This is a genomic window from Enterobacter sp. C6, from assembly GCF_008122455.1.
GTDB lineage: Bacteria > Pseudomonadota > Gammaproteobacteria > Enterobacterales > Enterobacteriaceae > Enterobacter > Enterobacter pseudoroggenkampii.
The window spans coordinates 1-12,636 of sequence record NZ_QPFW01000243.1 but is presented as its reverse complement, the minus strand read 5'-3'; the positions used below and the strand labels follow the sequence as shown (position 1 = coordinate 12,636).

The 12,636-nt window shown below is 58.3% G+C and carries 12 protein-coding genes, 1 pseudogene and 1 other annotated feature (1 of these 14 only partly in view); of the genes and pseudogenes, 9 read left to right on the top strand and 4 right to left on the bottom strand.

Annotation, left to right across the window (positions count from 1 at the left end; all coding sequences use genetic code 11):
* Positions 1 to 55, top strand: a sequence feature (ROSE (Repression Of Heat Shock gene Expression) occurs in the 5'-region of heat shock genes and acts as an RNA thermometer to modulate expression.) (it extends 17 nt beyond the left edge of the window).
* The 3 genes from ibpA to DOU50_RS18535 all read left to right on the top strand — a co-directional run bounded on the left by ibpA (position 49) and on the right by DOU50_RS18535 (position 2,851).
* Positions 49 to 459, top strand: coding sequence for a small heat shock chaperone IbpA (gene ibpA / locus DOU50_RS18545; RefSeq protein WP_008500162.1), 411 nt, complete (start codon positions 49 to 51; stop codon positions 457 to 459). It overlaps the preceding feature by 7 nt.
* A gap of 136 nt (positions 460 to 595) precedes the next feature.
* Positions 596 to 1,024, top strand: a complete 429-nt coding sequence (ibpB, locus tag DOU50_RS18540; protein ID WP_024907389.1) for a small heat shock chaperone IbpB — start codon at positions 596 to 598, stop codon at positions 1,022 to 1,024.
* A gap of 165 nt (positions 1,025 to 1,189) precedes the next feature.
* Positions 1,190 to 2,851: a putative transporter gene (locus DOU50_RS18535; RefSeq protein WP_148769890.1), complete on the top strand. Its 1,662-nt coding sequence runs from the start codon at positions 1,190 to 1,192 to the stop codon at positions 2,849 to 2,851.
* On the opposite strand, the gene DOU50_RS18530 is transcribed toward DOU50_RS18535, so the two are convergent.
* Positions 2,819 to 3,565, bottom strand: a complete 747-nt coding sequence (locus DOU50_RS18530; protein WP_024907387.1) for a GntR family transcriptional regulator — start codon at positions 3,563 to 3,565, stop codon at positions 2,819 to 2,821. The two genes, DOU50_RS18535 and DOU50_RS18530, sit on opposite strands and share 33 nt — an antisense overlap.
* A gap of 221 nt (positions 3,566 to 3,786) precedes the next feature.
* Here DOU50_RS18530 and DOU50_RS18525 point away from each other — a divergent pair, with 221 nt between their 5' ends.
* The 4 genes from DOU50_RS18525 (at position 3,787) to DOU50_RS18510 (ending at position 7,505) form a co-directional block, all read left to right on the top strand.
* A complete protein-coding gene (locus DOU50_RS18525; protein WP_148769889.1) occupies positions 3,787 to 5,409 on the top strand; it encodes an alpha-glucoside-specific PTS transporter subunit IIBC in 1,623 nt (540 codons plus the stop codon).
* On the top strand, positions 5,406 to 6,728 hold the full coding sequence (locus DOU50_RS18520) for a 6-phospho-alpha-glucosidase (protein WP_148769888.1): 1,323 nt from the start codon (positions 5,406 to 5,408) through the stop codon (positions 6,726 to 6,728). The genes DOU50_RS18525 and DOU50_RS18520 overlap by 4 nt, the downstream gene beginning before the upstream one ends.
* Positions 6,729 to 6,820: 92 nt before the next feature.
* Positions 6,821 to 7,168, top strand: a complete 348-nt coding sequence (locus DOU50_RS18515; RefSeq protein ID WP_024907384.1) for a YidH family protein — start codon at positions 6,821 to 6,823, stop codon at positions 7,166 to 7,168.
* Complete coding sequence (locus tag DOU50_RS18510) at positions 7,158 to 7,505, top strand: DUF202 domain-containing protein (protein ID WP_024907383.1); 348 nt, start codon at positions 7,158 to 7,160, stop codon at positions 7,503 to 7,505. The genes DOU50_RS18515 and DOU50_RS18510 overlap by 11 nt, the downstream gene beginning before the upstream one ends.
* A 35-nt stretch (positions 7,506 to 7,540) precedes the next feature.
* On the opposite strand, the gene dsdA is transcribed toward DOU50_RS18510, so the two are convergent.
* Together dsdA and dsdX are read right to left on the bottom strand one after the other, a co-directional pair.
* On the bottom strand, positions 7,541 to 8,827 hold the full coding sequence (gene dsdA, locus DOU50_RS18505) for a D-serine ammonia-lyase (protein ID WP_148769887.1): 1,287 nt from the start codon (positions 8,825 to 8,827) through the stop codon (positions 7,541 to 7,543).
* A 17-nt stretch (positions 8,828 to 8,844) separates the two neighbouring features.
* Positions 8,845 to 10,182 (bottom strand): D-serine transporter DsdX, encoded by a 1,338-nt coding sequence (gene dsdX, locus DOU50_RS18500; RefSeq protein ID WP_148769886.1) that lies wholly within the window; start codon positions 10,180 to 10,182, stop codon positions 8,845 to 8,847.
* A 204-nt stretch (positions 10,183 to 10,386) separates the two neighbouring features.
* Here dsdX and dsdC point away from each other — a divergent pair, with 204 nt between their 5' ends.
* Complete coding sequence (gene dsdC, locus DOU50_RS18495) at positions 10,387 to 11,313, top strand: DNA-binding transcriptional regulator DsdC (protein WP_148769885.1); 927 nt, start codon at positions 10,387 to 10,389, stop codon at positions 11,311 to 11,313.
* A gap of 84 nt (positions 11,314 to 11,397) precedes the next feature.
* Positions 11,398 to 12,486, top strand: a complete 1,089-nt coding sequence (locus DOU50_RS18490) for a cellulase family glycosylhydrolase (protein WP_024907379.1) — start codon at positions 11,398 to 11,400, stop codon at positions 12,484 to 12,486.
* Here the strand turns inward: DOU50_RS18490 and emrD are convergent.
* Positions 12,389 to 12,636: pseudogene (emrD, locus tag DOU50_RS18485) on the bottom strand (multidrug efflux MFS transporter EmrD); the annotation flags it as partial. The gene DOU50_RS18490 and the pseudogene emrD overlap by 98 nt on opposite strands.

Here is a 12,636-nt window from a genome sequence, read left to right as displayed (position 1 = left end):
TCCATGGTGGAAGGCTACATTTTCTCGCTGATTTCAGGAGTTTTATTTATGCGTAACTTCGATCTTTCTCCGCTATACCGTTCTGCAATTGGTTTTGACCGCCTGTTTAACCATTTAGAAAATAACCAAAGCCAGAGCAACGGCTACCCTCCATACAATGTTGAGCTGGTTGACGAAAACCACTACCGCATCGCCATTGCCGTCGCCGGTTTTGCAGAAAACGAACTGGAGATCACCGCGCAGGACAACCTGCTGGTGGTGAAAGGTTCCCATACGGCCGAGCAGAAAGAGCGTACTTACCTTTACCAGGGCATCGCCGAGCGCAACTTTGAACGCAAGTTCCAGTTAGCCGAGAACATTCACGTGAAAGGCGCGAACCTGGTCAACGGCCTGCTGTTTATCGAACTGGAACGTGTGATTCCGGAAGAGAAAAAACCGCGTCGTATCGAAATTAACTAATTATGCGGGTCGCGCGAGCGGCCCACCCAGAATTGCTTGCCGTAACGGGAGCATATGCGAATCCATCAGGATTTGCAGGAACAACTGCGCACAAAATTAAACTGTGCCGAACTCGCTTCTCAGAAGGAGATTTAGTATGCGTAACTACGATTTATCCCCCCTGCTGCGTCAGTGGATTGGTTTTGACAAACTGGCTAATGCCCTGCAAAACACCGCTGAGCAACAGACGTTTCCGCCGTACAACATCGAAAAAAGCGACGATAACCACTATCGCATCACCCTGGCGCTGGCCGGCTTCCGTCAGGAGGATCTGGATATCCAGCTTGAAGGCACGCGTCTGACCGTGAAAGGTACGCCGGAGAAACAAGAGACCGAGACCAAATGGTTGCATCAGGGGCTGGTTAATCAGCCGTTTAGCCTGAGCTTTACCCTGGCAGACCATATGGAGGTGTCCGGCGCCACGTTTACCAACGGGCTGCTGCATATTGACCTGACCCGCAACGTGCCGGAAACCATCCCGCCGCAGCGTATCGCCATTAGCGACCGGCCGGCGTTAAACAGTTAACAGTGTGCGGGTTGATGCCCTCACCCCGGCCCTCTCCCACAGGGAGAGGATGAAAAGATAAAGCCCTGCCCCGGCAGGGCTTTTTTGTGCGCCATCGCCCATACAACCGCCCACGGCTCTGAGAGAATCCTTAGCATAACTAAGGTTATGCCAAGGAAGTGGATCATGAGTGATATCGCGTTAACCGTCAGCGTGTTGGCCCTGGTCGCTGTTGTTGGCCTGTGGATAGGGAATATCAAAATCCGCGGCGTCGGGTTTGGGATAGGCGGGGTGCTGTTTGGCGGCATTTTTGTCGGCCACTTTGCCGACCAGCTCGGGCTGGTGCTGAGCGCTGAAATGCTCCACTTTACTCAGGAGTTCGGCCTGATCCTGTTCGTTTATACCATCGGGATTCAGGTGGGGCCGGGTTTTTTCGCCTCTCTTCGTGTCTCCGGCTTACGGCTCAACCTGTTTGCCCTCGGCATTGTGGTGATGGGCGGGTTGGTCACCGCCATTCTGCATAAAATCTTTGCTATCCCGCTGCCCGTGGTGCTGGGCATTTTCTCCGGGGCGGTCACCAACACGCCCGCGCTCGGTGCCGGGCAGCAAATCCTGCGCGATTTGGGCATCGAACCCGGCATCGTCGATCAGATGGGGATGAGCTACGCCATGGCCTATCCGTTTGGCATTTGCGGCATTCTGCTCTCCATGTGGCTGGTCCGCGTCCTGTTTCGCATTAACGTTGATAAAGAGGCGAAAGACCACGAAACCACGCTCACCAACGGCCATATGCCGATCAAAACCATCAATATTCGGGTCGATAACCCCAACCTGAACAATATGGCGATTCAGGACGTGCCGATCCTCAACAGCGCCAATATCATCTGCTCCCGCCTTAAGCGCGACGATATGCTGATGGTGCCCGCGCCTGGCACCATCATTCAGCAGGGCGATCTGCTGCACCTGGTCGGCCAGCCCGGCGATTTAAACAACGCGCGGCTGGTGATTGGTCAGGAAGTGGATACCTCTCTCTCAACCCGCGGCACCGATATGCGCGTGGAACGCGTTGTGGTGACTAACGAGCACGTTCTTGGTAAGAAAATACGCGATCTTCAGGTAAAAGAGCGCTACGACGTGGTGATCTCCCGCCTCAACCGTGCGGGTGTCGAGCTGGTCGCTAGCCCGGAGGCCAGCCTGCAGTTCGGGGATATCCTCAACCTGGTTGGGCGCCCGTCGTCCATCGACGCCGTCGCGGATATGGTGGGTAACGCCCAGCAAAAACTGCAGCAGGTGCAGATGCTGCCAGTGTTTATCGGTATCGGGCTTGGCGTACTCCTTGGCTCCATCCCGCTGTACGTGCCGGGCTTCCCGGTTGCGCTCAAGCTGGGCCTGGCTGGCGGGCCGCTGATTATGGCGCTGATCCTCGGGCGTATCGGCTGCATCGGTAAGCTCTACTGGTTTATGCCGCCGAGCGCCAACCTGGCGCTGCGCGAGCTGGGCATCGTCCTGTTCCTGGCGGTGGTCGGGCTGAAGTCCGGCGGGGATTTTGTCGATACCCTGGTCAAGGGCGAAGGGATGAGCTGGGTCGGCTACGGCATATTTATCACGGCTATTCCTTTGCTGACGGTGGGCATACTGGCGCGGATGTTCGCCAAAATGAACTACCTGACGCTGTGCGGCATGCTGGCGGGCTCCATGACCGATCCGCCCGCGCTGGCCTTTGCCAACAACCTGCACGCCACCAGCGGCGCGGCCGCGCTCTCCTATGCCACCGTCTACCCGCTGGTGATGTTCCTGCGCATCATTACGCCGCAGCTACTGGCGGTGCTGTTCTGGGGGATGGGCTAGCAGGTCGTCCGGGTGGATGCGCCGCAGATGGTAGTCCACCTGGTAATCGCTGGTATTGCGGAACATCACGGAATAATTGAGGAACTCGCCGCTGTCGCTGTAGGAGAGGGACGTAATGCGCAGCAGCGGCGTCTGTTCCGGCAGGTTCATATAACCGGCCAGCGTTTTATCTGCCAGCACCGGCGTCAGGCTCTCGTAGTTCCCGCTGATGGTAATCCCGCACTCCTTCTCGATGTAATCAAACTTAGACCCCTCAAGATGCGCCAGCGACAGATTGCGGAACAGCTTCACCGGCATAAAGCTGTCCTCCAGCATCAGCGGCTTCCCGTCCACGTAGCGCACCCGTCGGGAAAAGTAGATCCGCTCATCCACCTGAATCCGCAGCTGGCTGGCGATGGCGGGCGGGGCGGGCATCACTTCGAACTGCAGCACCTTGCTCTGCACCTCTTTTCCCTGCTGGCGCAGCACCTCCACCAGCCCGGTCAGGTTGGTGGTTTCGTGGTGAACGTCTTTACGCGACACAAACGTGCCGCTGCCGTGCCGCCGCTCAACCAGCCCCCAGCTCACCAGCAGATCCAGCGCCTTGCGGATGGTCATTCGCGCCACACCGAACTCCTGCGCCAGCGCTTTTTCGCCGGGCAGCGGGCTGCCGATGTTGTAGTCCGACGAATTCAGCCGCAGCCGCAATCTGTCGGCAATAGATTTGTAGATCACTGGTAGACCTCTCTGCCCTTATCAGGGCGTGGATGGCGTCCTGATATGTCTATATTTACCGCAAAAAGTAGACCTGATTGGTCAAAATAAAACCATGAATGCGATCACGAATCGCAGCGGCACGCCATGTTCGCGCATCAGTAAGTTCTTATGCTCACCTCAGGCCAGCAAAAAACCATAAAGGCCTCTACCCCTACAGGTTGTTTCATGAGGATTTAAAAATGCTCAGTCAAATACAACGTTTTGGCGGTGCCATGTTTACCCCGGTGTTGCTGTTTCCGTTCGCCGGGATCGTGGTGGGAATCGCCATCATGCTTCGCAACCCGCTGTTTGTCGGCGAAGCCTTAACGGCCCCCGATCATCTTTTCGCGCAGATTGTTCACATCATTGAAGAGGGCGGCTGGGCGGTGTTCCGCAATATGCCGCTGATTTTTGCCGTCGGCCTGCCGATTGGCCTGGCGAAGCAGGCCCAGGGCCGCGCCTGTCTGGCGGTGTTGATTAGTTTCCTGACCTGGAACTACTTCATCAACGCGATGGGGATGACCTGGGGCCACTTCTTTGGCGTCGACTTCTCCGCCGAACCGACGGCTGGTAGCGGGCTGGCGATGATTGCCGGCATCAAAACGCTCGATACCAGCATCATCGGCGCCATCGTGATTTCAGGCATCGTTACCGCCATCCACAACCGCTATTTTGACAAGCCGCTGCCGGTGTTTCTGGGGATTTTCCAGGGCAGCTCGTTTGTCGTTATCCTCGCGTTCTTCGTCATGATCCCCTGCGCCTGGCTGACGCTGCTGGGCTGGCCGAAAGTGCAGATGGGCATTGAGTCCCTGCAGGCGTTCCTGCGCTCTGCCGGGGCGCTGGGCGTGTGGGTCTATACCTTCCTTGAACGCATTCTGATCCCAACCGGATTGCACCACTTCGTCTACGGTCCGTTCATCTTCGGCCCGGCGGCGGTTGAGGGTGGGATTCAGGTCTACTGGGCGCAGCATCTGCAGGAATTCAGCCAGAGCACCCTGCCGCTGAAAACCCTCTTCCCGGAAGGCGGCTTCGCCCTGCACGGTAACTCAAAAGTGTTCGGCTCGGTCGGGATTGCGCTGGCGATCTGGTACACCGCGTCGCCGGAAAACCGCGTCAAGGTCGCGGGGCTGCTGGTTCCGGCCACGCTTACCGCGGTGCTGGTGGGCATTACTGAACCGCTCGAATTCACCTTCCTATTTATCTCGCCGCTGCTGTTTGCCGTTCACGCCGTGCTGGCGGCGACCATGGCGACGGTGATGTACGCCTTCGGTGTGGTCGGGAACATGGGCGGCGGCCTGCTGGACCAGTTCCTGCCGCAAAACTGGATCCCGATGTTCCATAACCACGCCGCGACGGTCTTTACCCAGATCGGCATTGGCGTCTGCTTCACCGGAATTTACTTCGTGGTCTTCAAAACGCTGATTGCACGTCTGAACCTGAAAACCCCGGGCCGGGAGGAGAGCGAAATCAAGCTCTACAGCAAGGCCGACTATAAGGCGGCGCGCGGGCAAACCACCGCCCCGGCCGCGGCCAGCCAGCAGGTCGGGCAGGCCGCCGGATTCCTGCAGGCGCTCGGCGGCGCGGCGAACATCGAAAGCATCAACAACTGCGCCACCCGCCTGCGCATCGCCCTGGTCGATATGGCGAGAACGCAAAGCGATGACGTCTTCAAAGCCCTCGGCGCCCACGGCGTGGTGCGACGCGGCAACGGCATTCAGGTGATTGTCGGCCTGCACGTTCCTCAGGTGCGCGACCAGCTGGAATCGCTGATGAAAACCCCCTTAACGAATGAACAAACCACCCTGACAGAGGCTATATCATGAAAAAATTCTCAGTTGTCATTGCAGGCGGCGGCAGCACCTTTACGCCTGGTATCGTCCTGATGCTGTTAGCCAACCGTGACCGTTTTCCGCTGCGCGCGCTGAAGTTCTATGACAACGACGGCGCGCGTCAGGAGACCATCGCCGAAGCGTGCAAAATCATCCTTAAGGAGCAGGCTCCGGAGATTGAATTCAGCTACACCACCGATCCGAAAGCGGCCTTTAGCGATGTCGATTTCGTGATGGCGCATATCCGCGTGGGCAAATACCCGATGCGCGAAAAAGATGAAAAAATCCCGCTGCGCCACGGCGTGCTGGGCCAGGAAACCTGCGGCCCGGGTGGGATTGCCTACGGCATGCGCTCTATCGGCGGCGTGCTGGAGCTGGTGGATTACATGGAGCAGTACTCCCCGAACGCGTGGATGCTGAACTACTCCAACCCGGCGGCGATTGTTGCGGAGGCCACGCGCCGCCTGCGTCCGAACGCCAAAATCCTCAACATCTGCGATATGCCGATCGGCATCGAAGGGCGCATGGCACAGATTGTCGGCCTGAAAGACCGCAAAGAGATGCGCGTGCGCTACTACGGCCTGAACCATTTCGGCTGGTGGACGTCAATTGAAGACCTGAACGGCAACGATCTGATGCCGAAGCTGCGCGAATACGTGGCGAAAAACGGCTATGTCCCGCCTTCTGACGACGCTCACACCGAGGCGAGCTGGAACGATACGTTCGCCAAAGCAAAAGACGTGCAGGCGCTGGATCCGGATACCATGCCGAACACCTACCTGAAGTATTATCTCTTCCCGGACTACGTGGTCGCGCATTCCAACCCGGAACGCACCCGCGCCAATGAGGTCATGGATCACCGTGAGAAGCACGTGTTCAGTTCCTGCCGGGCGATTATCGAGGCGGGCAAATCCTCCGCCGGTGAGCTGGAAATCGACGAACACGCGTCGTACATCGTCGATCTGGCGACCGCCATTGCCTTTAACACCCAGGAGCGGATGCTGCTGATTGTGCCAAACAACGGGGCCATCCATAACTTTGATGCCGATGCGATGGTGGAAATTCCTTGCCTGGTGGGCCATAACGGACCGGAGCCGCTCACGGTGGGCGATATTCCGCACTTTCAGAAAGGGCTGATGAGCCAGCAGGTGGCGGTGGAAAAACTGGTGGTGGATGCCTGGGAGCAGCGTTCGTACCAGAAACTCTGGCAGGCGATTACCCTGTCGAAAACCGTGCCGAGCGCGTCTGTTGCGAAAGCGATTCTGGATGACCTGATCGAGGTCAATAAGGGGTTCTGGCCGGAGCTGCACTAATCTTCCCGACCGGCATCGCCCGATGCCGGTCTCCTTGTCCTTGTCGATTTACGCTATGCTGAAGCCTGCCCGTAGCTCGACAAGGAACCTTCATGAAAATTTCCCGCCTCGGCGAAGCGCCGGACTACCGCTTCTCGCTGGCTAATGAACGCACGTTTTTAGCGTGGATCCGCACCGCGCTGGGATTCCTTGCCGCCGGGGTGGGGCTCGACCAGCTCGCGCCTGATTTCGCCACGCCGCTGATTCGTGAGGTGCTGGCGCTGCTGCTGTGCCTGTTCGCGGGCGTGCTGGCGATTTACGGCTACCTGCGCTGGCTGCGCAATGAAAAAGCGATGCGTTTGAAGCAGGATCTGCCCTATACGCGTGGGTTACTCATCATCAGCGCGATTTTGCTGGCGGTGGCGGGCGTGGTGATGGTGCTGGTGTTCTATGGCGGATAGCCGCAAAGCGCGACGCGAAGCGGACCCCGGCCTGCAGCCGGAGCGAACATCACTCGCCTGGCTGCGCACGCTGCTGGGGTATGGTGCGCTGATTGCCCTGGCGATTAAGCACAACTGGCACCGCACCGGGGTGCCGTTCTGGATCTCGCTTGTCGTGCTGGCGCTGGTGGCGATTATTTTATGGCGCTATACCCGCAGTCGAAACCTGATGGACGTGGCGCAGAACGATTTTGTGCAGCCGAAGGCGGTGAGGGATAAGTTCCTGATCGCCCTGGCCGTGCTGTCTCTGTCTTTACTCTTCGCAGTGACTCACATTCAGCAAATTGTGAGCTTTTAAAGCCCGGTGGCGGCTACGCCTTACCGGGCCTACGATTAACGGCTTTTTGCTAAATACTTCGCCATCTCGTCTTCCGGCACCATGCCGCCGCCGGTCGCCCATACCAGGTGGGTAACGCTGGCATCTGAACGCACGCGCAGCGGCCCGGCCATGCCCGCCAGCGCGGACGGTTCCAGCCGAATGCCTTCCTCCTGCGCCAGCCAGCCGAGCATGTCGTACATGCTCTGGTCGGAAAGCGTATAGAACCCGTCAAGCAGGCGCTCCATCGCGCGGCCCACGAAGCCGGACGCGCGCCCTACCGCCAGACCGTCCGCCGCCGTAACGTTATCAATGCCCAGATCCTGCACCGCAATCTCATCGTGCAGGCCGGTGTAAACACCCAGCAGCATGCACGGGGAGTGCGTCGGCTCCGCGAAGAAGCAGTGGACGTTATCGCCAAAGGCCAGCTTCAGGCCAAACGCCACGCCGCCGGGGCCGCCGCCGACGCCGCACGGCAGATAGACGAACAGCGGATGATCGGCATCCACCACGCGGCCCTGTGCGGCAAACTGCGCCTTCAGTCGCTCGCCTGCCACCGCGTAGCCCAGGAACAGGGTGCGGGAGTTTTCATCGTCAATGAAGAAACAGTTAGGATCGCTTTCTGCCGCCTTGCGTCCCTGCTCCACCGCCACGCCGTAATCCTGCTCATATTCCACGACGATCACGCCGTGGCTGCGCAGTTTGGCTTTCTTCCACTCGCGGGCGTCGGCAGACATATGCACCGTCACCTTAAAGCCGATGCGGGCGCTCATAATGCCGATGGACATCCCGAGGTTGCCGGTTGAGCCGACCGCAATGCTGTACTGGCTGAAGAAGTCCTTAAAGCGCGGCTCCAGCAGAACGCTGTAGTCGTCTTCAACGCTCAGCAATCCGGCCTCCAGCGCCAGTTTTTCCGCGTGGGTCAGCACCTCATAGATACCGCCGCGCGCTTTAATCGAGCCGGAAATCGGTAGATGGCTGTCTTTTTTCAGCAGCAGGGTGCCGGGAACGGATTTGCCAGACTCTTTCTCCAGCCGCGCCTGCATTGCCGGAATGGCGACCAGCTCGGATTCGATAATTCCGCCCGTTGCCGCCGTCTCCGGGAAGGCTTTCGCCAGATACGGCGCGAAGCGTTTCAGGCGAGCGTGCGCGTCGTCCACGTCGGCTTTGGTCAGCCCGACATAGGGCAGCCCTTCGGCCAGCGTGGTGGTAAGCGGGTTAAGCCAGGTGGTTTCTTTCAGGGCAATCAGATCCTCAACCAGAGGAAACTGTGCGGTTAAAGTGGTGATAGTTGCGTTTTCCATAATACGTCTCTTCGCGCTCAGATAATGAAGGAAAGCAGGAATGTGCCGCCAAGTGCAAGCACCGAGGCGATAAACGTCGCCGTCGTATAGTATTTGAAGGTCTCATTCAGGGTCGCGCCGCAGTACTGCTTCACCAGCCAGAAGAGGGAATCGGTCACGATCGTGCAGCCAATGGCGCCGGAACCGATGGCAATGGTGATGATCTCCGGGCTGACGTTTGGGTAGAGCGGCAGCATCGGCGCGACGATCGCCGTCGCCCCCATCATCGCCACCGTCGCGGAGCCAACGGCGGCATGCAGCACCAGCGCCACCAGCCAGGCGAGCAGGATAGGGTGCATGTGCAGGTTCGAGAGAATATGCGCCAGTGAGTCCGCCAGTCCGCTGGTTTTCAGGATGGCGTTGAACGCGCCGCCCGCGCCGATAATCAGCAAAATGTTGGCGATAGAGCCGAAGCCGTGCTCGGTGTGCGTCAGCATCGCGCCCATGCCCATGTGCTGGCGAATCCCCAGCAGGTAATAAGCGACAAACACGGCGATAAACATGGCGGTGATCGGGTTGCCGATAAACTCCAGCAGCGTATACAGCGTGCCTTCTTTTGCCATATTCAGCTCGGCGATGGTTTTCACCAGCATCAGGGCAATCGGCAGCAGCACCGTGAACAGCGTGGCGCCCAGCGACGGCAGGGTGTGCTCTTCCCGCACCTTCAGGTCTGAAAATTCCGCCGGAACCGGTTTAAACGGCAGACGATTGCCGAGCAGTTTCAGGAACAGCGGGCCACCGACCAGCGAGGCCATCAGGCCTACCATCAAACCGTAGACAATGACCGTCCCGACGTCCGCACCTAATTTATTGGTCACAAACAGGGCAGCAGGATGCGGCGGCACCACGCAGTGCACCGCCATCAGCGCGGTACAGAGCGGAATAGCCAGCTTGAGCAGCGACGTGTGGGTCTTTTTGGCGATGGAAAACGCCAGCGGGATGAGCAGGACCACGCCCACTTCCACGAACAGCGTGATACCGCAGATCAGGCCCACCAGCACCATAATCACGTCTGCTGACAGCCAGCGGCAGCGCTGCAGTGCGATCCCGATGCGCTCTGCCGCGCCGGAGACTTCCATCATCTTGCCGAGAATGGTGCCCAGACCAATCACCGCCGCCAGGAAGCCCAGCGTGCCGCCAATGCCGCTCTCAATGGCGTTCACCATATCCAGCGGGCTCATCCCCATCATCGCGCCGACGAAAAAGCTCGCCAGCAGCAGCGCGAGGAACGGGTGAAACTTCAGTTTTACGATGGTTAAAACAATCAACACAATGCTGACCAGCAGCGTTGCCACAACCCAGACCTGAGATCCCATATCTCACCTCACCCTTATGTCATCTGAGGGTATTGGACGAAAAAGCGGCGTGGGCTGACAAACGATATAAATTGGCGTTCAGGTGAGCCAGATTGGATCAACTGAGTGACTGCGCTCTAAAAAGCGCACTTAATTCGTATTAGGTTCACATTAATTCACCCTTAAACGGTATGCTGAGCGCAGAAACCACGCGTGAGAATTGTGATGACCGATGCAAATGAAGCCAGAAACCGGCTGTTAAACGGCTGGCAGCTGTCGAAAATGTACACTTTTGAAGTGGCCGCCCGGCATGAGTCCTTCGCGCTGGCGGCGGAGGAACTGTCGCTTAGCCCCAGCGCGGTGAGCCACCGCATCAACCTGCTGGAAGAAGAGTTGGGCATTCAGCTGTTTGTCCGTTCGCACCGTAAAGTCGAGCTGACGCAGGAGGGAAAGCGCGTCTACTGGACGCTAAAATCGTCCCTCGACACCCTGAATCAGGAGATCCTGGATATCAAAAATCAGGCGCTGTCCGGTACGCTGACGGTCTACTCCCGGCCGTCGATCGCCCAGTGCTGGCTGGTACCCATGCTGGGTGATTTTACCCGTCGCTACCCGTCGATTTCGCTCACCATCCTGACCGGCAATGATTACGTCAATATGCAGCGAACGGGTATCGATCTGGCACTTTATTTCGACGATACGCCGCCTAACCATCTCTCTCATCACTTCCTGATGGACGAGGAAATTTTGCCCGTCTGTTCACCACAATATGCCCGTGAGCATGAACTGTTGAAAAACCCCGATAATCTCAGCCACTGCACGCTGCTGCACGACCGTCAGGCCTGGAGCAATGATTCCGGTACGGATGAGTGGTTGAGCTGGGCGCAGCACTTTGCGATGAACATGCCGCCATCGTCTGGTATTGGTTTCGATCGTTCTGATTTGGCGATTATTGCGGCCATCAACCACGTCGGCGTCGCGATGGGGAGAAAGCGGCTTGTGCAGAAACGGCTGGAACGAGGCGAGCTGATCGCCCCGTTTGGCGAAAAGACCCTGAAATGCCATCAGCACTACTATATTTCGACGCTTTCTGGCCGTCAGTGGCCGAAAATTGACGCCTTTATCGGCTGGCTGAGAGAACTGGCAGGTTGAAGAATTATTACGCTTTCGCTCTACACCAAATATGAAAAAGCGTGCTAAATACAGGTAATGCTTTCGATTTATCCAGGGTAAACCGTGTTAAAGCCTTTTATTGTCTCTGCATTACTGATCTCTTCCGGCTGGGCGATTGCCGCTGAGCCGCCGCTGACGGCTGCCCATTATGCGCAGCAGCTTGGCGTCGGGATGGATGTGGACTGGGCGCGAACCGAGCGCGGCATACGCGAATTCGACCCGCTGGTGGTCCGCGATTTTCGTGCAAAAGGCATTACTCACGTGCGCATCCGCGTGGCCGATGAGCCGACGGAAGCGCGGCTGATTCACCTGCGCAAGCTGGTGGAAGCCTGCGAGCAGTATGGCGTGATCCCGATAATCGCTTATCAGGCTGATGAATATAAAAACGACCCAAAAGCCGATAACGAAATAGAGACGATCAACTGGTGGATTGCCGTTGCGCACTATTTCGGTCAGAGCTACCCGCTGCTGGGTTTTGATCTCATTTATGAGCCAGCCGACAAGCTTAACCACAACCTCGCGTCGCTAAACCGCGTGTATGAAAAAACCATTAAAGCGATCCACGACATGGACCCGCAGCGCATGATCTTTATTGCGCCGCGCCTGCGTGCCGCGCCGGAGGATTTATCCAGCCTGAAGCTGCCTGCGCACAGCCAGAACTACCTGCTGGCGGAGTGGCATATTTTCCCGTGGGGGCCGCTGAAAAATAGCGGTAAATACCCGTGGACGTCCGGCACGGCGGCGGAGAAAGCGGCTATCCATAACCGCATCAACGCCGCGCTGCACTGGCAGCAAAAAACCGGGCACGTTAGCTGGGTCGGGGGCTGGGGCGTGGGAGAATCAAGCCGCTTTACGCCAACCGCTTCGCAGCTGGCCTTCGCCACCTTTATGGCCTGCGAGCTGCAAAAGGCGAAAATCCCGTATGCGCTTAACGCGGATTTCCAGTTTTACGACGGAGAAGAGGGCGCCTGGCGGCCAGCGCCAGAGCCGTTATTACAGGCGATGATCGCCCCTGTCTGTGAAAAGCCCGGCGAGAAGCCGGGCCATCATGCGGTTAAACCGGCTGCTCGTGATGCGGGACACGCGACGCCAGCGGCAGCCAGCACAGTAAAATCAGCAGCCCCATCAGCGTCATCAGCAGGCCCAAACTAGCCTGCCCGGTCTGCGGCATCATCGCCGAGAGCCAGGCCAGCGCGCCGGAGCCGATATTCTGCAAGCCGCCCACCAGCGCGCCCGCCGTACCTGCGAGGAACGGGAACGGCTCCATCGCGCCGCTGGTGGCGAGCGGGAACAGCATCCCCG